Source organism: Christiangramia gaetbulicola, from assembly GCF_003054225.1.
Lineage (GTDB): Bacteria > Bacteroidota > Bacteroidia > Flavobacteriales > Flavobacteriaceae > Christiangramia > Christiangramia gaetbulicola.
The window spans coordinates 322,226-346,721 of sequence record NZ_QBKQ01000001.1 but is presented as its reverse complement, the minus strand read 5'-3'; the positions used below and the strand labels follow the sequence as shown (position 1 = coordinate 346,721).

At 39.5% G+C, this 24,496-nt stretch carries 23 protein-coding genes; 6 read left to right on the top strand and 17 right to left on the bottom strand.

The features are described from left to right. Positions 1 to 9: 9 nt before the first annotated feature. The 6 genes from C8P64_RS01570 to C8P64_RS01545 form a co-directional block, all read right to left on the bottom strand. Positions 10 to 2,361, bottom strand: a complete 2,352-nt coding sequence (locus C8P64_RS01570) for a peptidase associated/transthyretin-like domain-containing protein (RefSeq protein ID WP_108170306.1) — start codon at positions 2,359 to 2,361, stop codon at positions 10 to 12. Positions 2,362 to 2,577: 216 nt separating this feature from the next. Further along, entirely contained in the window at positions 2,578 to 3,462 is an 885-nt protein-coding gene (fabD, locus tag C8P64_RS01565; RefSeq protein WP_108170305.1) for an ACP S-malonyltransferase, read from the bottom strand. A gap of 95 nt (positions 3,463 to 3,557) precedes the next feature. Further along, positions 3,558 to 4,058 carry a pyridoxamine 5'-phosphate oxidase family protein gene (locus tag C8P64_RS01560; protein WP_108170304.1) on the bottom strand — a complete coding sequence of 167 codons (501 nt, stop codon included), beginning with the start codon at positions 4,056 to 4,058 and terminating at the stop codon, positions 3,558 to 3,560. Positions 4,059 to 4,155: 97 nt separating this feature from the next. Beyond that, a complete protein-coding gene (locus C8P64_RS01555; RefSeq protein WP_108170303.1) occupies positions 4,156 to 5,016 on the bottom strand; it encodes a fructosamine kinase family protein in 861 nt (286 codons plus the stop codon). Next, complete coding sequence (locus tag C8P64_RS01550; protein ID WP_108170302.1) at positions 5,003 to 5,485, bottom strand: dihydrofolate reductase; 483 nt, start codon at positions 5,483 to 5,485, stop codon at positions 5,003 to 5,005. The genes C8P64_RS01555 and C8P64_RS01550 overlap by 14 nt, the downstream gene beginning before the upstream one ends. A gap of 6 nt (positions 5,486 to 5,491) precedes the next feature. Then, complete coding sequence (locus C8P64_RS01545) at positions 5,492 to 5,950, bottom strand: 2TM domain-containing protein (protein ID WP_108170301.1); 459 nt, start codon at positions 5,948 to 5,950, stop codon at positions 5,492 to 5,494. A 63-nt stretch (positions 5,951 to 6,013) separates the two neighbouring features. On the opposite strand from C8P64_RS01545, the gene C8P64_RS01540 reads away from it, so the two are divergent. Next, a complete protein-coding gene (locus tag C8P64_RS01540; protein ID WP_108170300.1) occupies positions 6,014 to 7,090 on the top strand; it encodes an aminotransferase class V-fold PLP-dependent enzyme in 1,077 nt (358 codons plus the stop codon). A 202-nt stretch (positions 7,091 to 7,292) separates the two neighbouring features. Continuing rightward, a complete protein-coding gene (locus C8P64_RS01535; RefSeq protein ID WP_108170299.1) occupies positions 7,293 to 7,583 on the top strand; it encodes an isoamylase early set domain-containing protein in 291 nt (96 codons plus the stop codon). A gap of 39 nt (positions 7,584 to 7,622) precedes the next feature. Here the strand turns inward: C8P64_RS01535 and C8P64_RS01530 are convergent, their stop codons facing one another. The 10 genes from C8P64_RS01530 to C8P64_RS01485 all read right to left on the bottom strand — a co-directional run bounded on the left by C8P64_RS01530 (position 7,623) and on the right by C8P64_RS01485 (position 16,841). Then, positions 7,623 to 7,904: a DUF427 domain-containing protein gene (locus tag C8P64_RS01530; RefSeq protein WP_108170298.1), complete on the bottom strand. Its 282-nt coding sequence runs from the start codon at positions 7,902 to 7,904 to the stop codon at positions 7,623 to 7,625. A gap of 18 nt (positions 7,905 to 7,922) precedes the next feature. Then, the gene (locus tag C8P64_RS01525) at positions 7,923 to 8,891 is read right to left on the bottom strand and encodes an L-histidine N(alpha)-methyltransferase (protein WP_108170297.1); all 969 of its coding nucleotides are present in this window, start codon (positions 8,889 to 8,891) and stop codon (positions 7,923 to 7,925) included. Between the two features lie 13 nt (positions 8,892 to 8,904). Then, positions 8,905 to 10,068 (bottom strand): ergothioneine biosynthesis protein EgtB, encoded by a 1,164-nt coding sequence (gene egtB, locus C8P64_RS01520; protein WP_108170296.1) that lies wholly within the window; start codon positions 10,066 to 10,068, stop codon positions 8,905 to 8,907. 96 nt (positions 10,069 to 10,164) lie between these two features. Further along, positions 10,165 to 10,575 (bottom strand): energy transducer TonB, encoded by a 411-nt coding sequence (locus tag C8P64_RS01515; protein ID WP_245889634.1) that lies wholly within the window; start codon positions 10,573 to 10,575, stop codon positions 10,165 to 10,167. Positions 10,576 to 10,597: 22 nt separating this feature from the next. After that, complete coding sequence (locus tag C8P64_RS01510; protein ID WP_108170295.1) at positions 10,598 to 11,422, bottom strand: thymidylate synthase; 825 nt, start codon at positions 11,420 to 11,422, stop codon at positions 10,598 to 10,600. Between the two features lie 119 nt (positions 11,423 to 11,541). Then, positions 11,542 to 12,516, bottom strand: a complete 975-nt coding sequence (locus C8P64_RS01505; protein WP_108170294.1) for a YihY/virulence factor BrkB family protein — start codon at positions 12,514 to 12,516, stop codon at positions 11,542 to 11,544. A gap of 137 nt (positions 12,517 to 12,653) precedes the next feature. After that, a complete protein-coding gene (locus tag C8P64_RS01500) occupies positions 12,654 to 14,360 on the bottom strand; it encodes a NupC/NupG family nucleoside CNT transporter (RefSeq protein ID WP_108170293.1) in 1,707 nt (568 codons plus the stop codon). 6 nt (positions 14,361 to 14,366) lie between these two features. Next, the gene (locus C8P64_RS01495; protein ID WP_108170292.1) at positions 14,367 to 14,990 is read right to left on the bottom strand and encodes a bifunctional nuclease family protein; all 624 of its coding nucleotides are present in this window, start codon (positions 14,988 to 14,990) and stop codon (positions 14,367 to 14,369) included. 84 nt (positions 14,991 to 15,074) lie between these two features. Then, positions 15,075 to 16,043, bottom strand: a complete 969-nt coding sequence (locus C8P64_RS01490; RefSeq protein WP_108170291.1) for an electron transfer flavoprotein subunit alpha/FixB family protein — start codon at positions 16,041 to 16,043, stop codon at positions 15,075 to 15,077. Positions 16,044 to 16,094: 51 nt separating this feature from the next. After that, positions 16,095 to 16,841 carry an electron transfer flavoprotein subunit beta/FixA family protein gene (locus tag C8P64_RS01485; protein WP_108170290.1) on the bottom strand — a complete coding sequence of 249 codons (747 nt, stop codon included), beginning with the start codon at positions 16,839 to 16,841 and terminating at the stop codon, positions 16,095 to 16,097. Between the two features lie 307 nt (positions 16,842 to 17,148). On the opposite strand from C8P64_RS01485, the gene C8P64_RS01480 reads away from it, so the two are divergent. The 4 genes from C8P64_RS01480 to C8P64_RS01465 all read left to right on the top strand — a co-directional run bounded on the left by C8P64_RS01480 (position 17,149) and on the right by C8P64_RS01465 (position 23,807). After that, entirely contained in the window at positions 17,149 to 18,126 is a 978-nt protein-coding gene (locus C8P64_RS01480) for a pyruvate dehydrogenase complex E1 component subunit beta (protein WP_108170289.1), read from the top strand. Positions 18,127 to 18,185: 59 nt separating this feature from the next. Continuing rightward, entirely contained in the window at positions 18,186 to 20,678 is a 2,493-nt protein-coding gene (locus tag C8P64_RS01475; RefSeq protein WP_108170288.1) for a DUF5686 and carboxypeptidase-like regulatory domain-containing protein, read from the top strand. Positions 20,679 to 20,746: 68 nt separating this feature from the next. Further along, positions 20,747 to 21,259, top strand: coding sequence for an inorganic diphosphatase (locus C8P64_RS01470; protein ID WP_108170287.1), 513 nt, complete (start codon positions 20,747 to 20,749; stop codon positions 21,257 to 21,259). Positions 21,260 to 21,392: 133 nt separating this feature from the next. Continuing rightward, a complete protein-coding gene (locus C8P64_RS01465; RefSeq protein ID WP_108170286.1) occupies positions 21,393 to 23,807 on the top strand; it encodes a sodium-translocating pyrophosphatase in 2,415 nt (804 codons plus the stop codon). A 53-nt stretch (positions 23,808 to 23,860) separates the two neighbouring features. Here the strand turns inward: C8P64_RS01465 and C8P64_RS01460 are convergent, their stop codons facing one another. Next, positions 23,861 to 24,328 carry a hypothetical protein gene (locus C8P64_RS01460; RefSeq protein ID WP_108170285.1) on the bottom strand — a complete coding sequence of 156 codons (468 nt, stop codon included), beginning with the start codon at positions 24,326 to 24,328 and terminating at the stop codon, positions 23,861 to 23,863. Positions 24,329 to 24,496 lie beyond the last annotated feature (168 nt).

Genomic DNA, 24,496 nt, shown 5'->3' with positions numbered 1-24,496 from the left:
TTTTCAATGTTAATTTAATTCGAGGGTGATTTTTTCGGAAATTAATTTACCGTCGACCGTCATACCTTCAATGAAAAGATCTACTTTATTCTGAAGCGTATTCAGGATCTTAAAACTTGATTTTCCATCTTCGTTAAGACTGATATTATTTTTCCAGTCTATAACGCCATAATTATTAAAAAGATCATCGGTATACGAACGATATTGTGGGGTATAGAATTCTTTATCCCTTGCAAAACCGGTATTCGAGAGAAATTCATAGGTATTGGGAGAGTAGTCTCCGCTATTGTTTGCTCTCTTTTGTCCTGATAGAGTATTGATTCTAATAATACCTCCAAAGCTGGTCTTTCCCATTACGGCCCCACCATTTTGATTGATGTAAATCGACTCTACGTCTGATGTTTGAAGATTATAAAGAATGGAATAATCAACTAGGGTTACACCATCCAGTTGGATCACCGGTTCGAACAATCGGCCAAAACGCCTGTTGTAAATATAAACCTGCCCATTCATATTATCTCTTCTAACTTTAAAACCATTCATTGAAATATAGCTGGTGACAAATAAGTATTGTTTTTTAGTCTCTTCATTCATCTCAACTTTATCCCCGAAACCATTATTTTCTATACCCATCTCTTTTTTCCTGGACGCAGTCACGGTAATAGTATCTAAAGACTCCCCGGTGCGTATAAAGTTTCTGTAATCCCCAAGTTGATATGTTGCTCTATCATTGTCGAAAATTGCCTGTTTATCTTCTTCTGAGAGCCTGAGATTACTGAAATGATCATTTGGCGGAAGGACTTTAACGTATAATTTTGGTTTTATGATCTTTTGCTTCTTTCCCTGGGTGACCCCAATACTAATGTTAGTACTGTCCAGGATAAATAACCTTGATAATTCGAAGCTTTTATTCTCATCCAGGTCAACGATCTCGAACAATCCAATTTCGTCAGATTTAAGGAAGACTTTATCTCCAGGCTCTGTTCTATCGTTATTAACGGTTCCCTGTAATGTAAATCCATTTTTTAAAGATGAACTTGTTTTATCTGCCTCAAAAATTTCAGGCCATTCATATTTGCTCCAGCCTTGATTTAGCAATAAAAGATCAAGATCATAAAGCCTTCGCCTTAGGTTGACCTCGCTGGCGAAATAATATTCCGGATGTTCGATATTGCCCTTTACATAGGGTTTCAATTCAAAATGTGAAATGAGGTTATGTTTTGGGTGGTAAGACTTATTTTCAGCCGGTAATACCGAGATGCTCAAACTATTGGCAGCAAGAGAATCTAGGGTTGTACTCACGTTTAGAACCAGGCTGTCATTTTGGCTTTTTACGAAATTAGCAGAAACAGGAACCCTTTGGTCTGCTATATCCTTATAGATCATCCTTTCAACTAGAGGATTAAAATCTTCATCAAAAACAGTTACTATATTGATCCCGTTAAAGAGGATCTCATTCTTTAGAGGAAGGATCTTTCTAAGCTCATCTTTTTCAAATTTGAAAGCAAGCTTTTTTATTTCAGAACCATTATGTATGACCATCTTAAAATTTTCATCATCGATCTTGTCCAGGCTTTGCTTATTGGTGTTAAGGCGAGCCATATAATCGTTCCCGAGTCTTTCTATAGAAAGATTGATCCCTGTAGTTTTAGCATCAGGTAACATGGTCGAAATTTGGATAGAGTCTATCATGGTAACGACCCGATAGCTTTTTCCTGATTTTGGAACGATTTGGAATTTACCCATTCCAAATTGATTTGAATTGATCGCCTTTAAAGTATCTCCAGCTTCGTCAAGTAAAAAACCTTCTATTTCTTTGGCCTCTCCATTGGAGTCGAGAACTTTAAATCCAACCGAATTTTCGGTATCAGCAAGCAGGTGACCTCCTTCGGGTAAAAGCTGCAGATCAAAATTTCGTGGTCCGGTACTTTTCGATTTTCCTGATATTATTCTAATTGGTTGCTGAAAAAAGTTGCTTGTATTTCCATCCTGGCTGGCTACCAGGTTATAGGTGCCCGGTCTCAGCTTTTTAAGATTCAGGAAACCTGTGCCTTTTCCTCCATTGGCGAGGATTACCTTGGAAATGATCTTTCTATTCCTTTCATCGAACAAAGCCACCTGGAGATTGGTAGTTTTTAGATCGGGTATATTCGAAAAAGGTTGATAGGTATAAGCTGCAAACCAGAGTTCTTCTTTGGGTAAAAAGGTGGTTTTATTCAGATGCAGATATACCGACTTATCCTGGTTAGAAAAGTAATTGGTATAATCCTCCTGAAGCTTTACATCCTGTTCTTCCTGAGCAGATGTTTTTACGGAAAAGCTAAATAATATTAGCAAAATTAATGGGGTAATTTTGAGCATAAGAATGATATGGTTAAGATTTCAGTGACCTATAGGTAGGGCAGAATGATCACTGTTATTAAACTGGCAATAAATTTACCTGAAGGTAGAAAGATATATAAATGATTAATAAAGGAGAAATTTAATTGTCGTTTTAAGAGAATTCAGGCTGGGAATAAACTATAAATAAAAAAGCCCGGTCGTAGGACCGGGCTTCTCTTATAAGGGAAGTAAATGTTATTGGATCACTGCTGAAGCGGTCTCCGCGCTTCTGTCTATTTTCTTAACCAGTCCCTGTAATACTTTTCCAGGACCTACTTCAATAAATTCTGAAGCACCATCCTTGATCATATTTTGTACAGACTGCGTCCATTTAACCGGAGCGGTCAACTGGAATACTAAATTTTTCTTGATCTCTTCTTTATCGGTTACCGCAAACGTACTAACGTTTTGGTATACCGGGCAGGAAGGATTGCTGAAAGTTGTGTTCTCGATAGCAGCTGCCAGGTCTTTTCTTGCCGGTTCCATAAGGGGAGAATGGAAGGCTCCACCTACAGGAAGGATCATTGCTCTTCTTGCTCCTTTTTCTTTCAGGTTTTCACAAGCTCTCTCTACTGCCTCATAAGCTCCTGAAATTACGAGCTGTCCTGGGCAGTTATAATTCGCAGCTACCACGATACCTTCGGTTTCAGCACAAACGGCTTCCACCATTTCATCTTCCAGTCCCAGAACTGCGGCCATAGTAGAAGGTTCTAATTCACATGCCTTCTGCATCGCCTGTGCTCTTTGAGATACAAGTTTTAAACCGTCCTCAAAACTAAGGGTGTTGTTCGCGACCAGGGCCGAGAATTCTCCAAGAGAGTGGCCAGCAACCATATCTGGTTTAAAATCATCCCCAAGCACTTTGCTTAAAATTACCGAATGAAGAAAAATTGCGGGTTGGGTAACCTTGGTTTGTTTCAGGTCTTCAGCCGATCCTTCGAACATGATATCGGTTATAGAAAATCCAAGAATATCATTTGCCTTGTGAAAAAGTTCTTTGGCCTCAGCCGATTTTTCGTAAAGGTCAAGTCCCATTCCTGTGAACTGTGCTCCCTGACCCGGAAATATATATGCTTTCATAAATTCTAATTTTTAGCTTCGCAAAATTAGGCATAAAATAAAAGACCTCATAACAAATGAGCTGCTATGAGGTCTCTTCCGACAAATACAAGTCTTTATAACTCTAATTTTCCTTTTTCTCCAATATCCTGGTTTTCGCCACTTACGGCAGCCATTCCAAGTTTAAAAAGGGTGACTAGCTTATTGTCTTTATTGTCCCAGTAATATGCTTCTTTCGGGTTTACCTTTATAGCGGTAATGCTTGGGTCGTCTTTCCCATCGAACCAGGCATTATCGGCTTTAGAATATAGCTCATGAATCACTTCACGGTTAGTTTCAATGAATGCTTCACCATAGATACTTAGGAATTCCATATCTGAAGTTCCACTATAAAGTAATTGTACATCGCTGTCTTTCTCAATATTCTTATTGTGCTCGCTGGTACTCTTACTTAAGAACCAAACGGCACCGTGTTCGTCCACCTGTTTTGTAGACATTGGAATCGCGCTTAAAGGCTTCTGGTCCATGTTGGTTACCAGCATGCAAAAATCGATATCTTCTGCAAGTTCTTTGATCTTTTCTCTAGCCTTATCGTCATATAAATTTTTAGTACTCATAGTTATTTTTTATTTGATATGAAGATACTTTAGATGAGATGGCTATTGCGCTAAGGAACTGCTAAAAAAAGAAATGCCGATGTTAAGAAGTGTAAAATCAGCTGTACTTGCGAATTATATTGGTCACCTGCGATTTGTATCCGGCACCAAAAATATTTAGATGAACCAGCAAATAATATAACTGCCACAATTCTATTCTTTCTTTCCAGCCTTCTTCAAGCGGAAAGGTATGATCATAAATGCTGAAAAGCTTTTCATTGAAACCTCCAAATAATTTCATCATTCCCAGGTCCATTTCGCGCGGTGCAAAAGCAACCGCGGGATCTATTAGACAGGGTTTACCTTTTTCGTTCACTATGTAATTGCCGTTCCAAAGGTCACCATGTACCAGTGCCGGTGGTTCATTTGGGATGAGAGCCTCACAGTTTTTAAAGAAATTATCTGTCACGTTTAGTTGAAATCCTTTATCTGAAGCAATTTCGAGCTGTGGTTGCAGGCGCATTTCAATATAAAACTCTGCAGCCGAGTCGCGTTTTTCATTATACTGCGGAAGGCTGCCTATATAATTGTCTTTCTCAAGGCCGAACGTATCCCTGGTTTCCCGGTGTAATTTTGCTAACTGCTCCCCGAATATCTCCCAGAAGTCCGGTGTTTTTGATGCCGGCTCCTTGTGTTCCAGGATTAGGTAGGAATATTGATCTTCGGTTCCTGTCTTTATAGGTTTGGGTACATCTATAACCCCCGGATCAATTAATTTCTCCAGTGCAAGTTTTTCAGCATCGAACATTCCCGGAAATCTACTCGTATTATTAAGTTTCAATACGAACTTTTCGGTTGCTGTCTCTAAAAGAAAAACCTCGTTAATATCTCCACCGCTAAGCGGAGAGGCTTCGGTAAGATTTATTCCAAAGTCTTCTGAAATATTTTCAATTATACTTTGAAACCTACCTGCGCTCATAGGTTAAATAGGTGAAGGAGTAATCGTGTTTTTCGTCTTTATCATGAAACTTCTCGTCAACCAGCTTCCATTCTTCCTCGTTAATCTCGGGGAAGTAGGTATCGGCATCAAATTCGCCATGAACACGGGTAAGCTCAATTCTTTCAGCCTTATCCATACCCATTTTATAGATCTCACCACCTCCTATGATAAAAGGCTGTTCATCCAGCTTAGATACTCTTATGGCCTCTTCCAGGGAATTTACCACGATGGTTCCCTTAGGATTATAATCGTCCTTGCGGGTTATGATAACGTGGGTGCGGTCTGGTAATAATTTCGGAAAAGACTCAAAAGTCTTGCGACCCATGATAATATGATGTCCTGAGGTAAGCCTTTTAAATCTTTTAAAATCATCTGGCAGGTGCCAGACAAGGTCATTATCTTTTCCCAGGGCATTATTTTCTGCCGCGGCAGCAATCATTGTAATCATGAAATATTAACTATTTATAGGTTCATCAGGATTTTCAGGGCTGATCCTTTTTGGCGGGTGATCAGGTTCTATGTATTCATTTTCCCTTGGAGCAGGATGCTCTTTTTCGATTTTTTCCTGCAAACGCGCGATCTTTTCTTTTTGTTTTTTTACAAGCCGGTCAACCTGTTTGGCCTCCCAGTCCTTACCCATAAAGCTGTCTACGACCATAACATTTAAGAAATGAATAAGGAATATAGTTCCCCATAAAAGTACGGCCCAGACAAACCAGTTCTGGCCAAAAGGCTTGAACTCGACCTTATAACCAATAACTACATTCAAGATTATGAGCAGTACGGCGCCGATCAGGAAAAAAACGAAATGCTGAAAAAGCCTCTTTTTCTGCTTAGCCCTTTTCCTTGCGTTTTCGTATAATTCACGTTGTTCGTAATCTATTTTAGAAGTGTTTTTCTTTTTAGAAAACATAATAACAATTACATTAGTGTAGTATCAAATTTACATTTTTATCAAAAGAACTCCCCAACGCTTATGGATAATTTAAGAAAAGGCTTTCCCGTACTGGAACAATATACCTATTTGAATACCGCAGCTTCTGGCTTATTACCAGAAAAAGTATGGGAATTCCGGCAGGATCATGATCTCGATTTCTTTCTAAAGGCCAGTGTTCTAAAGGAAAAAATGGGAGACATGTTAACCGGGGTTAGGGAAAGCATAGGGAACTTCTTTCATTGTGCGCCTAACCGCGTGGCCCTGGTACCTAATTTCTCCTATGGCTTTAATAATGTACTTGAAAGCATAGATAAGCCCAGTAAGGTTCTGCTACTGGAAAATGATTATCCATCTATAAACTGGGCCGTGGAATCCAGGGATTTTAATGTGGTCTTTGCTACTATAGATGAAAACCTGGAAGAGAATATTATTGCCCAGATCGAAAAGGAGCAGCCGCATTTTTTTGCTTTCAGCCTGGTGCAGTGGATCAACGGAGTGAAAATAAATGTAGAATTCCTGAAAAAGCTCAAGGAGAAATTTCCTGAGCTTATTCTAATTGCCGACGGGACGCAGTATTTTGGAACCGAAGCTTTCGATTTTGATGCATCGGGAATAGACATCGCGGTAAGCAGTTGTTATAAGTGGATGAATGCAGGTTACGGTAATGGCTTTATTCTTTTTAATGAAAGTGTACAGGGAAAGATATCTCCTAAGAATGTTGGATTTGGATCCTTACAGGGTAAATACAAAGCGCATGAAGGTAACTTCATTGGGAAATTCGAACCGGGGCATTATGATACGCTCAACTTTGGCAGTTTGAAGGTTGCTATAGATCTCATTCAGCAAATAGGGATCGATGTTATTTCTGAAAGAATAAATACGCTTAAAAGCATAGCCAGGAAAAGATTTGCCAGTGCCGGCTTACTGGAGGACTGGACCCTGGAACGTGAAGATTATGCATCTTTATTCAATATTAAAGGAGATGAAAAACTCTTCAATAGATTAAAAGGTGAAGGTATCATTACCTCACTTCGCGGTGAAGGAATCAGGGTAAGCATGCATTATTTTAATACCGAAAAGGATCTTAACAGGCTTTTTAAAGCACTGAATATCTAAATGTAGCAGCTTTTTGAAAGGTAATTCCTCTTATAAAAATACTAATAATATTTAGAAAATCGTTTTCGTATTTTCAATTTATCTAAGAAACCATCTTATCCTTTTGATATTCGAAAAAATAAGCATAACATTCTGATTGTTATTGTTTTATAGGGTTTTATTATTTTAATTTGAAGCATGAATTATTAAAAAAATAGTAGTCATGCCAATTACAAAACAGTACCTAAAATCTAAACCGGAATGTAAGATCACATTCTGTGTACCTGCAAAAGATGCCAGCAAAGTTGAAGTTGCCGGTGATTTTAATGATTGGAATTCAGAAGCATTGAAAAAATATAAGAACGGTAATTTCAAGGCTCAGTTAAATCTGCCTGTAGACCATAAATACGAGTTCAAATATATTATTGACGGGAAGTGGGAAAATGAAGTTGAAGCAGACGGATACCAGTGGAATGATTTCGCAGCCGCAGAGAACAGCGTCCTGGAAGTATAATTCTACTTCAGTCTAGCTAAAATTATATTAGAATAGAATTTACTCAGTGACTTTCACGCCATTCCAGAAGGCAACGTGATTTTCTATGGGCTTTGCAGCATGGCTTGCTTCCGGGTAATACCAGGCCGCATCCTTATTGAGCTCTCCATCAACTTCGATATGAAAATACGAAGCCTTGCCTTTCCAGGGGCAACGGGTATGTGAGTCACTGGGTTTAAAGAATTCTTCTTTTATGTCTTCGCGCGGGAAATAATGATTGTTCTCAACCACCTTGGTGTTGGAACTTTCAGCGATAATTTTATCTTTCCAGATAGCTTTCATGCAATTTTTATTTAGAAGTTACTTTCTTCTAAATATATAATTTTTATAGGAGTTTTCCTTGTCTGCGAAAGACTTCTCCACAATTAGACCGGCTTCATCGGCAAGCCATTCCACTACCGAATCATCATATTTCTGAGAGATCTCTGTATGTATCGTTTCCCAGGCTTCAAAAGATATTTTCAGGTCTAGTTTTTCGATATTTACCTTTTGTTCCTCTTTGCTTACCAGGAAGCTTTTAGCTGTGCCGGTTTCAGGATCATAGGTTTCCCAGTGCAGAAATTTATTGGGATCAAAATTACCCTGTAGTTCAGAATTTATTCTTACCAGAAGATTCTTATTGAATTTTTCGGTGATCCCCGCCGGATCGTTATAAGCGTCCAGAATTTTCTGGGGATGTTTCTTTTGATCGAATCCCATGAACAACATATCTTCCTTACTCATTGCTCGGGCGATATGTTCCAGAAAATCTACCGCTTCTTTATGGGAGAGGTTACCGATATTACTGCCCAGGACCAGGATCACTTTTTTTCTGGAATTATATTCTGAAAGTTTTTCCAGTGTTTTAAAATAAGTTCCCTGCTGCACCCTGACCTTAGCCTCTGGAATTTCCTTCTCAAGAGATAGCTTCAGTTCATCGAGCACATTCTGACTGATGTCTATAGGTAAGTAATCGAAGGTATGTCCTTTTTCAACTAGTTTTTTAAGGAGGATCTTGGTCTTTTTACCATCGCCTGCACCAAGCTCTATCAGGTCTATACCGTTGCTGCTGGTAAATGAAACTACAATATCTTCAGCATTTAATTCCAGTATATTGAATTCACTGCTGGTTAAGTAATATTCTGGCATATCCATGATCTGCTGGAAAAGCTTATCGCCATTCTTATCATAGATATATTTAGACAGGAGATATTTAGGGTTGCTGGTTAACCCTTTAAAGGTGTCCTCAGCAAAGGCCGATTCAAACATGATTTCCGGTTGATTTTTCATTTAAATCTACTAATTATTTTACCAGTCTGAAGCCGGTGAATTGCCATCTGAGCTGTGGATGAAAGAAATTTCTATATGTTGGTCTGGTATGATCACGGGATGTGGCTACGGAAGCCCCTCTAAGAACCTTTTGATTCACCATGAACTTACCATTGTATTCTCCTAATGCGCCATCGGGTTTATGGTAGTTAGGGTAGGGGGAATAAGCACTTTCTGTCCATTCCCAGCGACTTCCCCATTCAAATTTATCCTGGGCGGTTTCCCATTCTTCTTCAGTGGGTAGTCTCATTCCCTTCCATTGGGCATAGGCGAAAGCTTCGTAATATGAAATATGGGTTACAGGAGCTTCAGGGTCTAACTTCACCAATCCTTGAAGGGTATATTGATACCATTCACCATCTATTTTATGCCAGTAGCTAGGTTTGTCAATTTTATTTTCATTCACCCAGTCCCAGGCTTCGGCATGCCATAAAAGCACATCTTCATAACCTCCTGCGTTTATAAACTCTATATACTCTTTATTGGTAACCAGTTTATTGGAAATGCTGAAATCACACAGATAAGTTTTGTGTACTCCCTTTTCATTGTCATAGCAGAAGTCATCAGATTTATGCCCAATTTCATAGATCCCTTCAGTAATATCTATCCATTTTCTCTCGAAATCCTGAACCGGATTTTCTTCGAATTCATTATTGTATTTCGGGAATAATGGATTGTTCCCCAGGATATATTTAATATCTGTATAAAGCAGTTCCTGGTGCTGTTTTTCATGGTGACAGCCAATTTCAACTACTTCCAGCGCTTTGTTGCTCAGCTTTTCGTTGGTGAGAAGGTCTATGATCTTATTGGTTACATACCTCCTGAACTCATAGATCCAGGCTACGGTTGGCCTGGACAGGTTTCCGCGATTGGTGCGTATTACTTTGTCGCCTACGCTTTCATAATAGCTATTAAAAACATAAGCCGTATTCTGGTCGAACAATTTATGATCTTTAGAATACTCCTTTAGAACAAACTCTTCAAAGAACCAGGTAGTGTGGCCTAAATGCCATTTTGGTGGTGAAACATCTACTATGGGCTGAACCACATAATCTTCAGTTTCTAAAAAGGAACAGATCATTTCTGAATCTGCCCTGGTTTCCTTAAAAAGTTGTAGTAAATGGTCTTGTGAAAGCATAAAAAAAGAGTGACACTTTTGGGTATCACTCAAATTTACAATTTTTTGAAAACGACTTGGATTATCAGTCGTTAAGGTGGAGTTAAATATCCGCTGTTAGAAGGTAAGCGGTATAGTATATTTAATTGCTCTCGGTTTTCCTCCAAGTTTTCCCGGGGTCATAGGCGGGATGGATTCCATCAATCTTTTAGCTTCCTTGTTAAGAACCGGAGATTTCCCTTTTACCTCGTTAACCACCACTTTTCCTTCTTCATTTACTTCCATAGAAACGGTAGCTTTTCCTCTAATGTACTCGCCTTTGTCGTTCTTGGAATACTTGATATTTTCTTTAATGTGCTGCGATAGCATTTTATTAAAACAAGCTTTTTTATCGCTGCTATCTTCACAACCTTTCCATACAGGAGCGGTTTCTTTCATTGTTACTTTGTTGCCTTTTACGCTTACATCTTCCTGGGCAAAACTGCTCATTCCGGTAAGCATTAACGCAATAATCAATAATTTTTTCATAGTGATAAATGTTGTTTTAAGGTTAAACCGCCACCTTGGCTTTTATTCCAGGGTACGGATTGTAATCCTCTAAAATAAAATCTTCAAACTTAAAATCAAAAATATCTTTGATCTCAGGATTCAATTTCATGGTTGGTAATGACCTTGGTTCCCTGCTCAACTGCAGTTCTACCTGCTCCATATGGTTGCTGTAAATATGGGCATCTCCAAAGGTATGCACGAAGTCTCCTGCTTCATATCCACAAACCTGTGCCATCATCATGGTAAGCAAAGCGTAAGAAGCGATATTGAAGGGCACTCCTAAAAAGATATCGGCACTTCTCTGGTATAGCTGGCAGGATAATTTACCATCGGCTACATAGAATTGAAAAAATGCGTGACATGGAGGCAAAGCAGCCTTGCCATTCGCTACATTTTCTGAAAATGAAACCGAAGTGTCTGGTAAAACTGAAGGATTCCAGGCAGAAACGAGCATTCGTCGGCTATTCGGATTGGTCTTCAAAGTTTCCACGATCTCTTTTATCTGGTCTATTTCTTCACTATTCCAGTTTCTCCATTGATGGCCGTAGACCGGTCCCAGATCTCCATTTTCATCTGCCCATTCATTCCAGATACGTACACCATTTTCTTTAAGGTATTCTATGTTGGTATCACCTTTTAGAAACCACAACAGTTCATAAATAATGGATTTTAAATGTAATTTTTTGGTGGTCACCATAGGGAAACCTTCACTCAGGTCAAAACGCATCTGGTAGCCAAAGACACTCTTAGTGCCGGTTCCGGTACGGTCGCCTTTTTGAGCTCCGTTCTCTAATACATGTTTAAGAAGGTCGTGATACTGTTTCATTTCTGGGAACTTTTATTCTGGGATAGCTTCATTTTTAATTCCAATAAAAATAACAAAACAGCTAAAACCTGAGGTCTAATTTTGAATGGAATCGGGAATAGTTATCAACTTTGTATCAACTAATCCTTGTCCTCATCTATTGCGCAATGATCTGCATGCCAGGCATTACGTTCGCCCATGGGTCTTTCTACTCCTATGGTCGTGTCATACCTGGTTTGATGTTCCATTTCAGAATTTATTTCGGCACCTATGAGGATGATAAATGCCGTTAGGAAAAGCCATAGTAATAATATCGCAACAGCGGCAAAACTACCATAAAGGTCTGCATAGCTCCCAAAATTGCTAACATACCAGGAGAAAAGCATGGAGCCGCCCAGCCACAATATGGTTCCCAGGATCGCTCCCCAGCTAACCCACCTAAAACGGGGGCTTCTTCGGTTTGGCGCGATCTTATACACCACACTCAGGCTGAATATTAGAATGAATCCTAATATCACCCAACGTAACCAGGTCAACATTTTTTCTAACTGTGCAGGAAGGCCAATGTCATCTATTATGATGGGAAAAAATATTACAATTAGTAGGCTTAATAGTCCAATTACCAGCCCTGCCAGAGTAAAAATAAGCGTTAACACATTTTTTTTAAAGAATCCTCGATTGTCGACCTCATCATAAGCTATGTTGATGCCTTGAAAAAGAGCACTTGTACCCTTGTTGGCACTCCAGATACTAACCAGTATACTTATAACCAGTCCCCAACCTATTTCTTTTCTTGATTGCTCCAGGATTGGTTTTAAAAAATCTGTGATCATCCCAAAAGCCTGGTCTGGCATTATAATATTTAGTCTTGAAATCTGTTCCTGGATCTGGGAGGGTTCTAAAACAAGGCTGTAAATAGAAATGGCCGCGACGATGGTTGGAAAAATTGATAGGAAAAAATAAAAGCCTACCCCGGCCGATACGATCTGGACATGATCTATTTTCATTTCATGCCATACTCGTTTGCCTATATCTATCCAGCCTTTTAAGGGGATATGATGAGGCCATTGAGCTTCTTCGCCACGGTAAACAGACTTTTTATTTTTGTTGGTCATCTTTAAGAAATCAAAACTTCAGGTATGCTGAACCTTTTTCAAATTGAAAAAAGCCAATTAGCAATTTAGAGTTTATCTGCTATCTTAAAGAAGATCAAATTAGAAAGTTTTCTAAAAACTTGAGTTTGCAAAGGGTATTATCCAATGATCATTCCGGCGATAGTAGCCGAAAGTAACGAGGCCAAAGTACCACCAATTAGCGCTTTCATACCAAATTCAGACAAGGTCTTTCTCTGGCCCGGAGCCAGGGATCCAATCCCACCGATCTGAATACCGATCGAGGCAAAATTTGCAAATCCGCAAAGCATGTAAGTGGCCATAATAACCGATTTCTCGTAATTAAGGCTAAGAGCGTTCGCAGGGTTTTTAAGGTCTGCCAATTGAACATAACCTACGAATTCACTCGCTGCGAGTTTAATTCCCAGTAACTGTCCCATAAGCATCATGTCTTCTTTGGCTACTCCAATAACCCACATTAAAGGCGCGAAAATGATCCCAAGAATAGATTCAAGAGAGAATTTTGAGTAAGGCGTATACTCTGCCATTACACTGTTTAAAGTAGTGAGTCCACCAATATATCCCAGGATATAGTTGATCATGGCGATAAAAGCGATAAATACCAGAAGCATTGCCGCCACATTGGCCGCTAGTTTTAAACCTTCAGTGGTCCCATTTGCAATAGCATCAAGGATGTTAGAACCTATTTTTTCTGAAGATACTTCCACATCTGTGTTTACTGCTTCCTGCTGTGGGTATAATATTTTTGAAATGACGATCGCTCCCGGAGCTGCCATTACAGAGGCTGCCAGAAGGTGTTTCGCAAATTGCAGTCTTAGTTCTGGATCATCTCCTCCAAGAAAGCCGATATAAGCGGCAAGTACACCACCGGCTACGGTAGCCATACCTCCAACCATTACTAGCAGAATTTCAGACCTGGTCATCCTTTCCAGGTAGGCCTTGATCATTAGCGGAGCTTCTGTTTGCCCTAAAAAGATATTTCCTGCAACACTTAAACTTTCAGGTCCCGAGATACCCAGTAATTTTGTTAGTATCCAGGCCATTCCTTTAACCACGATCTGGATCACTCCTAAATAGAAAAGAACCGAGGTTAAGGCTGAAAAGAATATGATCGTTGGTAATACCTGGAATAGGAAGATAAAACCAAAGCTATCTACATCCATCATTCCACCAAGCAGGAATTCACTACCTGCAGCGGTAAAATCAAGAATAAGTACAAATATATTCCCTACAAATTCGAATACCTTCTGTACGATGGTGATCTTTAAAACTCCAATGGCAAGGATCAATTGTGCAGCCAGGCCAAGACCTACTGTTTTCCAGTTCACCGCTTTCCTGTTACTGCTGAAAAGAAAGGCTATGATGATCAGCGTTAGCATTCCTATGATACCGCGGATTAGGCTGGAAGTGCTGATTCCCTGACTTGGGATCATTTCCTTGGCGGTTTTTGCCGGAATTACCTCTTTGGCTGTTTGATTTTTAGCTTTCAGATTAAATACAGAGCCATTGGATGTAATGGCCATGGTAGAATCTGTAAGTGCTGAAACCCTGAGATTTTGTATCGTGTCTTTAGGAGTGTTATAGAATAAAACGAGAAGCTTGTTCTGGTATAGATAATCACCGGAAGCAAGAGTGTCTTTACCAGAGGCATCTAAAAATTCGAACCTTCCTTCCTTAAAATTTAATTCTGTAGCTTCTCCAAAGGTTTGTTTCTGAGATGAAACATCCTGAGCTGAGTCTAGTTGCCAGTTTTTGGAAATAGTTTGAGCGGTAGCTGACGTAATGGAAAATACAATCAGGAGCAGGCAACACCAGATTTTGTTCATTTCAGGTTATTTTCTTTTGGAAATTTCGTCCCTGATGCGGGCCGCTTTTTCGTAATCTTCTTGATTTACAGCTTGAGAAAGTAATTCATTGAGTTCTTCCAAAGACATTTTCTTATAATCTGAAGTGTCTTCAGACGGCAATTCTATCTCTTCGTTAAGAAGTTCTTCTTCAATGATCTCTTCTTCTTTCTCTTCTTTTTCACGCTGCTTCTCATCGGCCTTCAAATAAATACCGGCCTTGTCAAGAATATTTTTATAGGTGAATATTGGCGCGTCGAATCTTAAAGCCAGGGCGATCGCATCACTGGTACGCGCGTCTATGATCTCTTCGATACCGTCTCGCTCGCAGATGAGACTGGAGTAAAAAACACCATCTACCAGTTTATGAATGATGACCTGTTTTACCACAATTCCAAATCTATCTGAAAAGTTCTTGAAAAGGTCGTGGGTAAGAGGTCTGGGAGGTTTTATTTCTTTTTCAAGAGCTATGGCAATTGATTGTGCCTCAAATGCCCCTATCACAATAGGCAATTTACGCTCGCCCCCAACTTCATTGAGGATCAATGCGTAAGCTCCGTTTTGTGTTTGACTATAAGATATTCCCTTAATATTCAGTCGCACTAAACTCATACTTAAGTAAATTAAAAAGGCTGTCTAAAATAAGGACATTTACCATATTTAGACAGCCCCTTTATGGGTCGCAATTTATGAAAATTATGCGTTTTTCTCTTTAAATTCCTTCAATTTTTCATTTAGCTTTGGTACTACTTCGAAGGCATCACCAACAATTCCGTAGTCTGCAGCCTTGAAAAATGGTGCTTCCGGATCATTGTTGATCACCACTTTAGTTTTCGCAGCGTTAATTCCGGCTAAATGCTGAATGGCTCCAGAGATACCAACAGCGATATAAAGATTAGATGCAACCGGCTTACCAGTTTGTCCCACGTGTTCACTGTGTGGTCTCCATCCCATATCACTTACAGGCTTAGAGCATGCTGTAGCTGCACCAAGGATGTCTGCCATCTCTTCGATCATACCCCAGTTCTCTGGTCCTTTAAGACCACGACCTCCAGATACCACTACTTCGGCATCGGCGATAGTTACCTTATTGGTTGCTTTATCTACAGATTCTACATTTACTGAAAAATCTTCTTCAGAAAGGCTTGGGCTGAAATCTTCAGCAGCAGCATCTCCCTGAGCTTCTTTAATTCCGAAAGCGTTCTTAGAAAGTCCTAATACCTTAACCTCGGTCTCGATCTTAGTAAAATTGAAAGCCTTGTTAGTGAAAGCAGTTCTTTTAACTGTAAAAGGATCTGTACTTTCTGGTACAGCAACAACATTAGATGCATAACCTGCCTCTAATTGTACTGCCAATAATGGAGCAAGATATTTACTGTTCGCGCTCTGGCTTAATACCACAACCTTGCTTCCTTCTTTTTCTGCTGCCTGTTTAATGGCATCAGAATAAGCTTCGGCATTGAAATTCTTTAATTTATCGTTGCTTACTTTCAGGACCTTGTCTACACCATAGGTGCCAAGTTCTGAAACGTCTTCAGCGTTAAAAGTAATTGCAGTAACAGATGTTCCCATCATTCCCGCAACTTCCTTGGCATAAGAAGCAACCTCGAACGAAGCTTTTTTAAATTTTCCTTCTTCTGATTCTATATATACTAAAACTGACATTTTCTTCTTTTTTAAATTTTGAAATTCTTTTTGACCTTTTCTGTCCTGAAATTAGATCGCTTTAGCTTCGTTGTGAAGCAGATCGATCAATTCATCAAGATTTTCCGGATCAATAAGTTTTACATCTCCCTTAGGAGCAGGTTTTTCAAATTTTACAGCCTCGGTCTTGGTAGCGGTTTCAGCTGGTTCAACCACGTTCAATGGTTTTTTACGAGCCTGCATGATCCCTCTCATATTAGGTATACGTAGATCACTTTCTTCTACAAGACCTTTCTGGCCACCAATTACAAGTGGTAGGGAAGCGGTTAAAGTTTCTTTACCACCATCTATTTCACGAATGGCTTTAGCTTTATCACCATCAACTTCAAGACTGATACAGTTATTCACGAAATTAGCTTTTATCAATTGAGCTAACATTCCTGGTACCATTCCTCCGTTATAATCGATAGATTCTCTTCCAGCGATCACTAAGTCATATTCACCATCTTTTACCACTTTAGCTAATTCTTTAGCCACCTGGTAACCGTCTGTAGCTGGAGTATTCACGCGAATTGCGCTATCTGCACCAATAGCCAGGGCTTTTCTTAGAGTAGGCTCGGTTTCAGCTCCTCCAACATTCACAACATCTACGCTTGCGCCTTGCTTTTCTTTAAACCACATTGCCCTCGTTAGACCAAATTCATCATTAGGGTTAATAACGAATTGAACACCGTTGGTGTCAAATTTAGTATCTCCTTCAGTGAAATTGATTTTTGATGTAGTGTCAGGCACGTGACTAATACATACTAAGATTTTCATATATAAGTTTATTTTTTTAATAAAACGTTTTCGGAGACGAAGGTAAGTATTTTTATCCAAAAATTGCTATGCATGCATAATAAATTTGGTTAAAAAATTGGGTTGAATTTTAAGTAATATTTAAAGTTTTGGACATATTATCTGCTATCGTTCATAATTACCTATCAAAAACTGAGAATATTGTTAATGCCGTTTCTGGAACTTTCAATAATGGGGCAGATGGTAAAATTTTAATCTTCAAATATGGTATATACCTTAATGAATTACTATTTTTGCTGTGCAGGAATAAAAAATAAGATTTTATATAATGAGGACAATTCAATTTAGAGAAGCCGTTGCCGAGGCGATGAGCGAGGAAATGCGTCTGGACGACAGCATCTATTTAATGGGAGAGGAAGTTGCTGAATATAATGGAGCTTATAAAGCTTCTAAAGGAATGCTAGACGAATTTGGTCCTGATAGAGTAATAGATACTCCTATTGCAGAGCTTGGTTTTGCAGGAATTGGAGTAGGATCGGCGATGAATGGTAACAGGCCTATCATTGAATTCATGACCTTCAACTTTTCTCTTGTTGGAATTGACCAGATCATTAATAACGCCGCTAAAATGAGACAGATGAGCGGTGGACAGTTTAATATACCAATCGTATTTCGTGGGCCAACGGGTTCTGCAGGTCAGTTGGGAGCAACTCACTCCCAGGCTTTCGAAAGCTGGTATGCAAATACTCCCGGGCTAAAGGTTATTGTCCCTTCTAACCCTTATGATGCTAAAGGACTTCTTAAAGCTGCTATTCGCGATGACGATCCAGTGATCTTTATGGAAAGTGAGCAGATGTATGGGGACAAAGGAGAAGTGCCGGAAGAGGAATACGTTATCGAGATTGGTAAAGCCGATATTAAGCGAGAAGGTACAGATGTGACTATCGTTTCTTTCGGAAAGATCATCAAAGAAGCTTACAAAGCAGCTGAAGAACTTGAAAAAGAAGATATCTCCTGCGAGATCATCGACCTTAGAACAGTTCGTCCTATGGATCACGATACCATTCTTGAGTCTGTTAAGAAAACCAATCGTTTGGTGATCCTTGAAGAAGCATGGCCATTTGGAAACGTTGCTACAGAAATTACTTACCAGGTGCAGTCGAAAGCATTTGATTATTTAGATGCTCCGATTGTAAAACTTAATACTGCCGATACACCGGCTCCTTATTCACCAGGTCTTTTACAGGAATGGTTGCCTAACAGCGACGATGTTGTTAAAGCTGTGAAAAAGGTAATGTATAAGTAACCTTAATCAACCTATATTTGAAACTTCATCCGCAGGATGGAGTTTTTTTTTACCCGATAATGAACAAACAAGCTTACTTACTTCTATTTATACTCTTCAGTTTTAACTTCACTTTTGCCCAGACCAAAGTTGGTGGTGTGGTGAACGATAACTCTGGAAAAACAGTGCCCTTTGCCAATGTGGTCTTTGCGAATTCTAGTAGCGGTACCACTACCAATGAAGATGGAGAGTTCTATCTTCAAACCGATGAGAACTTTGATACTATTGTGGTTTCTTTTATTGGCTACAAGACCTTAAAGGTTCCCCTTAAATCTGCGGTGAATTTAAACATGAAGATCACTTTAGAGGAGGAGGCTGCCAGCCTGGATGAAGTAGTGATCTACCGGGGCAAAACCTCTAAGAAGAATAACCCTGCAATAGATATACTTAAGAAGGTATGGGCAAACAGAAGAAGTAATGGGGTGCGAGCTTTTGATCAATATTCATATAAGGAATATGAAAAACTGGAATTCGATATTAATACCATAGATAGCTCACTTATAAAAAGTAGGGTCTTTAATGGTATGGAATTCATTTTCGATTATGCCGATACTAATAAGGTAACCGGAAAGACCTACCTGCCAATGTTCATCAACGAATCTGTGAGCGAGGTTTATGGAGATAATGTCATAAATGAGAAAAAGGAGGTCTTGTTGGGGAATAAGAACTCCGGTTTCAGCCAGAACAGAAATCTTATAGATTATGTAAAGGATATTTATGACGATTATGACATTTATAAGAACTACATCAAATTCTTCGATAAGAGTTTTGTGAGCCCAATTTCAACGACCGGGATCGATACCTATAATTATGTATTGTCAGACAGTGCCTATATCGATAATAAATGGTGCTACAATATTGTCTACTACCCAAGACGAGAAAACGAGTTGACCTTTAAAGGTGATTTCTGGGTGAATGATACTACCTGGGCAGTTAAGAATATTAACCTTGAGACCACAAAAGATGTAAATATCAACTGGATCAAACAGGTGTATATAGAACAGGATTTTAAGGTTTTGAATGATTCTATCTTTTTGATCACCAAGGATTTCTTTATGGCCGATTTCGGGTTGAATAAAAAGAAAAGTTCCCGGGGGATCTATGCAAAGAGAACACTTCTATATGATGAATACGAGTTCAATAATGAGAAACCTAATTCGTTTTACCAGCAGCCGGTATATAATCCGCAATCTGTAGCCTATAACCGAAGCGAGGAATTCTGGTCTGAGAATCGACTGGAAGAGCTGAATAAAGATGAAGAGGGAGTTTATGTAATGCTGGATAGCCTTACCAAAACCAGGGCTTTTAAAAGGCTTTATGATGTAGCAACTGTAATTCAATCGGGGTATGTTGAATTTGATGGTTGGGATTATGGTCCGGTTTATTCAACTTTTGGTTTCAACGAGGTGGAAGGTATTAGAACAAGATTTGGAGGCAGAACCTATTTTGGCCAGAATGATCCCTGGAGAATAGAAGCCTATGGAGCCTATGGTTTTAGAGATAATAAATTCAAATATGGGATTGCTGGAAAGGTTCTGCTGAATCCCAAATCAAGATTGATCATTGGAGGTGGTAACAGGCGCGATGTTGAACAGTTGGGTACGAGTCTTACCAATTCTACAGATGTTCTGGGAAGAAGTCTTGCTTCATCTGCGCTTCTGAATGTTGGAGATAATGATAAATTAAGTTCCATAAACCTCAGCGTTTTCGCTATTGAGATGGAACCGTTAAAAAACTTCACCGTAAGGGTTGGTGCAAATTACAGGGAATTGAAACCTGCTTCACCACAATTCAGCCTGGATTATTATGTAGATGAGGAAAGGACGATCATAGATTCAGAGATCAACCAAACCGAGTTTTCAACCATACTTACCTGGATGCCGGGAAGAAAGGTTTCGGGTTATGGAGTGGAAAGGAACGTGGTGAACGAAGAGGATTTCCCTACTTTATTCCTAAACTATAGTCTAGGGGTTAAGGATATATTTAATAGTGATTTTGATTATAAGAAGCTGCAGTTTTTCTATAACCAGCCATTGCTGGTAGGTGGCTTGGGGAGATCTAATGTAAGTGTTGAAGCCGGTAAGACCTTTGGCGCCGTACCACTTGGACTCCTAAGTGTGGTGCCCGGTAACCAGACCTATTTTGCATTATATAATACTTTCCCAACCCTCGATTTTTATGAATTTGTGACCGATGGTTATGCGGCCGTTCATCTGGACCATAATTTTAACGGTAGGATCTTTTCGAGGATTCCGCTTCTGCGGGAATTGAATCTGAGGGAATTAGTAGGATTCAGAGCGGTTTATGGTAATATTTCAGAAGAAAGTAAAAGGATAGATGCTTCCGGTTTACCGCTTATCGCTCCAGACTCCGATCCTTTCTATGAATATAGTTTCGGGATAGGAAATATCTTTAAGGTCCTGCGTTTTGATGTGCATTTTAGAGGTAATTATTTCGATAATCCCGATGCCAGATCCATGGCTTTTACAATTGACTTCGGATTTCACTTTTAGTTAATGATTTAGATATCAGAAATAACTATATTTGCAGCCCTTAATTTTAATGAAGAAAACAAAGAAAAATGTCTGATACTTTTGATGTATTGATCGAGATCCCAAAAGGGAGTAGAAACAAATATGAATATGATTTTGAACTGAAAAAAGTTCGTTACGACAGGATGATCTTCTCTTCGATGATGTATCCTGCAGATTATGGGTTTATTCCCAATACTTTAGCCCTGGATGAAGATCCGCTAGATGTGCTTGTATTAGTTACAGAGCCTACGTTCCCGGGAATTGTTATGGAAGTGAAACCAATTGGTGTTTTCCATATGGCCGATGAAAAAGGACCGGATGAGAAGATCATCTGTGTACCAGTTTCAGATCCTATCTGGAACAGACTTAACGATCTTAAAGAACTGAACGGTCATATGATCAAGGAGATCGAGCATTTCTTTAAAGTTTATAAGGATCTTGAGAAGAAAAAGGTTGATACTGGTGATTTTGGAGATGCTAATGAAGCAAGAGAGATCATTAGACAATGTGTAGAAAGATTTGAGAATTATGAAGGTGATAAATCCCGCTTCGGTATATAATCCTAAATATTTCTAAGAAATATTGACATATTAAAAGCAATAACCTTAAAAAGTTATTGCTTTTTTAATTATTGCTGAATTTACTACATTAGCTGGCATTAATAAATAATTAACAAATTAACCTAGCTAAAATATGGAAGCAATAATGATTTATATGCCTGCTGCGCTGGCAATAATCGGACTCATTTATATGTGGGTCAAAAGATCCTGGGTGATGAAACAGGACGCCGGTGACGGTAAAATGAAAGAGATTTCAGATCACATCTATGAAGGTGCTCTCGCCTTTTTAAAAGCAGAATATAAATTATTGACTCTTTTCGTGATCGGTGCCAGTGTCGCTTTGGCTGCCATCGCTTACTTTGTACCCACTACCCATTATTTAATTATCGTAGCATTTATTTTTGGAGCATTTTTCTCTGCCCTTGCCGGGAATATGGGAATGAAGATCGCTACCCAGACCAACGTAAGAACCACCCAGGCTGCCAGAACCAGTCTGCCAAAAGCATTGAATGTTTCTTTTGGAGGAGGAACCGTTATGGGTCTTGGTGTTGCCGGTCTGGCTGTTTTAGGTCTTACCGGTTTTTTTATTCTTTTCTTCAATTATTTCATGGGAGGAGAATGGACCAATACAGAACAGATGACCATAGTTCTGGAAACCCTTGCTGGATTCTCACTGGGTGCTGAATCTATTGCACTATTTGCCCGTGTTGGTGGAGGTATCTATACCAAAGCTGCCGATGTGGGAGCAGATCTTGTAGGTAAGGTTGAAGCTGGTATTCCTGAAGATGATCCTCGAAACCCTGCCACCATTGCAGATAACGTGGGAGATAACGTTGGGGATGTAGCCGGGATGGGAGCCGACCTTTTTGGTAGTTACGTTGCGACTGTTCTTGCTGCCATGGTACTTGGAAATTATATCATCAAAGATATGGGTGGAGATATCACCTCTGAAGGTTTCGGTGGGATAGGACCTATACTTTTACCAATGGCAATCGCCGGTGCCGGGATCATAATTTCTATTATAGGAACCTTACTGGTAAGAATAAAATCTAACGACGCCAAGGAAGCTGAGGTACAGAAGGCCTTGAATATAGGAAACTGGGTATCTATTATCCTGGTGGCCGTAGCAAGTTACTTTTTGGTAACCTGGATGCTACCTGCTAATTCCATGACAATGGGATTCTTTGTGGGTGGAGAGGAAGGTTTTGAAATGAAAACCATAAGTTCATTAAACGTATTTTACGCTTCTCTTGTGGGTATTATCGTAGGAGGAGTAATTTCTGCGGTAACCGAATATTATACCGGTCTGGGTAAAAAACCAGTGATGAGTATCGTGCAGAACTCCAGCACCGGGGCGGCGACCAATATAATCGCCGGACTTTCTACCGGTATGATCTCCACATTTTATTCGATTCTATTATTTGCCGTAGCGATCTGGGCATCCTATGCTTTTGCAGGTTTTTATGGAGTTGCCCTGGCAGCTTCAGCGATGATGGCGACAACCGCTATGCAGTTAGCGATCGATGCTTTTGGACCTATTGCTGATAACGCAGGTGGTATTGCTGAAATGAGCGAGCAGGAACCAATAGTTAGAGAACGTACAGATATTCTGGATTCCGTAGGAAATACAACCGCAGCAACAGGTAAAGGTTTTGCGATCGCTTCGGCCGCACTTACTTCCCTGGCTTTATTTGCTGCTTACGTGACCTTTACGGGAATAGATGGTATCAATATTTTCAAAGCGCCGGTATTAGCTATGCTTTTTGTAGGAGGTATGGTGCCGGTAGTTTTTTCTGCTCTTGCCATGAGCTCGGTAGGGAAAGCAGCCATGCAGATGGTGCGTGAAGTAAGACGACAGTTTAAGGAAATTCCTGGAATTATGGAAGGGACCGGGAAACCTGAATACGATAAATGTGTGGCTATTTCCACGGAAGCTGCGCTTAAAGAAATGCTCTTACCGGGAGTGATCACCATTGGATTCCCTATTGTGATCGCCTTTTTACCAAGAATATTTGGTTATGAGAATATGCTTATCGCAGAAATGCTTGGAGGTTATATGGCCGGTGTAACGGTTAGTGGTGTATTATGGGCTATATTTCAAAATAATGCCGGTGGTGCCTGGGATAATGCCAAGAAGTCTTTCGAAGCAGGGGTAATGATCAACGGTGAAATGACCTATAAGGGGTCAGACGCGCATAAAGCAGCAGTTACCGGTGATACTGTTGGAGATCCCTTTAAAGATACTTCAGGGCCATCTATGAACATCTTGATCAAGCTTACCTGTCTTATAGGTTTGGTGATCGCTCCAATTCTTGGAGGGCATACTGAGGGAGATATACCAAACATGGATGAAACGGTGATGGTTTCTGAAGGTGCAGATTCAAAATTGATCTCTAAAGAAGTGAAAATGGAGAAGAAGACCGAAGATGATTTTGTGACAGCTTATGTGGTAGTAACAAGATCTGACAACGGAGAAGAGGTAACTGAAACCTTCGAATTTGAAGGTGCAGAATTAGAAGTAAGAAGTAAAGTAGACGAGATCAAGTAGGTTTCGTTTCACTGCAATATAAAAAGCCTCCGCAGAAATGTGGAGGCTTTTTTTTATGCTATGGGAAATTTAGTGAGCGTCATATTGTTCATCTTTTTCAGGTTCTCCTTTACCTGATGTCTGTGTTTTAGAAAAAGTTCCCGTACACAGGCGTGGCTGGTTTTAGAAAGAAACTTAGCATACTTATTCAGGCTTTTGGATTCCCTTTCATGGATATCGGCATAGCGCTGGAACATTTTATATTTTAAAAAATGACTGGATAGTTCGCACTTTTTCCTTTTATAAAATGAAAGCATTTTTGGATCCTTGGTAGGTGAGATCTCTCTTTTCAGCTGCTCGATCTTTTCTTCGATCTCATCCAGAAATTCCAATTTCTGGTTATACAGCTGGTAATAAAAGTTTCTCAATACTAGCCGTTTCTCTTTATCTGCCGCTATTTTATATAAATAGCTGCTTTTTTTATTAAATACACGTTGTTTTTCCAGTAATTCAATGGTCTTTTTCTTCTCCAATCTGTGCATAGCTCTCTCTCCTTTAACTAATTGATTTATCCTTATAATTATAGAATTTAGTTACTAAGTAAATGTACTTTTTGATGGATCTTATAGCCAATCATTTAACCAATTTAACGTAATTTTATAGTTAAGGCGATTTTTGAGAGATACCAGTTTTAAAGACTTGAGGGAAAA

Bases quoted from the DNA above. Each gene is read 5' to 3' on its own strand.
- C8P64_RS01460 (WP_108170285.1), bottom strand. From the start codon at position 24,328: ATGCACAGATTGGAGAAGAAAAAGACCATTGAATTACTGGAAAAACAA.
- C8P64_RS01560 (WP_108170304.1), bottom strand. From the start codon at position 4,058: ATGAGTACTAAAAATTTATATGACGATAAGGCTAGAGAAAAGATCAAA.
- C8P64_RS01525 (WP_108170297.1), bottom strand. From the start codon at position 8,891: ATGAAAAATCAACCGGAAATCATGTTTGAATCGGCCTTTGCTGAGGAC.
- C8P64_RS01555 (WP_108170303.1), bottom strand. From the start codon at position 5,016: ATGAGCGCAGGTAGGTTTCAAAGTATAATTGAAAATATTTCAGAAGAC.
- C8P64_RS01480 (WP_108170289.1), top strand. From the start codon at position 17,149: ATGAGGACAATTCAATTTAGAGAAGCCGTTGCCGAGGCGATGAGCGAG.
- C8P64_RS01485 (WP_108170290.1), bottom strand. From the start codon at position 16,841: ATGAAAATCTTAGTATGTATTAGTCACGTGCCTGACACTACATCAAAA.
- C8P64_RS01530 (WP_108170298.1), bottom strand. From the start codon at position 7,904: ATGAAAGCTATCTGGAAAGATAAAATTATCGCTGAAAGTTCCAACACC.
- C8P64_RS01505 (WP_108170294.1), bottom strand. From the start codon at position 12,516: ATGACCAACAAAAATAAAAAGTCTGTTTACCGTGGCGAAGAAGCTCAA.
- C8P64_RS01515 (WP_245889634.1), bottom strand. From the start codon at position 10,575: ATGAAAAAATTATTGATTATTGCGTTAATGCTTACCGGAATGAGCAGT.
- C8P64_RS01540 (WP_108170300.1), top strand. From the start codon at position 6,014: ATGGATAATTTAAGAAAAGGCTTTCCCGTACTGGAACAATATACCTAT.
- C8P64_RS01465 (WP_108170286.1), top strand. From the start codon at position 21,393: ATGGAAGCAATAATGATTTATATGCCTGCTGCGCTGGCAATAATCGGA.
- C8P64_RS01545 (WP_108170301.1), bottom strand. From the start codon at position 5,950: ATGTTTTCTAAAAAGAAAAACACTTCTAAAATAGATTACGAACAACGT.
- C8P64_RS01500 (WP_108170293.1), bottom strand. From the start codon at position 14,360: ATGAACAAAATCTGGTGTTGCCTGCTCCTGATTGTATTTTCCATTACG.
- C8P64_RS01570 (WP_108170306.1), bottom strand. From the start codon at position 2,361: ATGCTCAAAATTACCCCATTAATTTTGCTAATATTATTTAGCTTTTCC.
- C8P64_RS01550 (WP_108170302.1), bottom strand. From the start codon at position 5,485: ATGATTACAATGATTGCTGCCGCGGCAGAAAATAATGCCCTGGGAAAA.
- C8P64_RS01510 (WP_108170295.1), bottom strand. From the start codon at position 11,422: ATGAAACAGTATCACGACCTTCTTAAACATGTATTAGAGAACGGAGCT.
- fabD (WP_108170305.1), bottom strand. From the start codon at position 3,462: ATGAAAGCATATATATTTCCGGGTCAGGGAGCACAGTTCACAGGAATG.
- C8P64_RS01490 (WP_108170291.1), bottom strand. From the start codon at position 16,043: ATGTCAGTTTTAGTATATATAGAATCAGAAGAAGGAAAATTTAAAAAA.
- C8P64_RS01495 (WP_108170292.1), bottom strand. From the start codon at position 14,990: ATGAGTTTAGTGCGACTGAATATTAAGGGAATATCTTATAGTCAAACA.
- C8P64_RS01470 (WP_108170287.1), top strand. From the start codon at position 20,747: ATGTCTGATACTTTTGATGTATTGATCGAGATCCCAAAAGGGAGTAGA.
- C8P64_RS01475 (WP_108170288.1), top strand. From the start codon at position 18,186: ATGAACAAACAAGCTTACTTACTTCTATTTATACTCTTCAGTTTTAAC.
- C8P64_RS01535 (WP_108170299.1), top strand. From the start codon at position 7,293: ATGCCAATTACAAAACAGTACCTAAAATCTAAACCGGAATGTAAGATC.
- egtB (WP_108170296.1), bottom strand. From the start codon at position 10,068: ATGCTTTCACAAGACCATTTACTACAACTTTTTAAGGAAACCAGGGCA.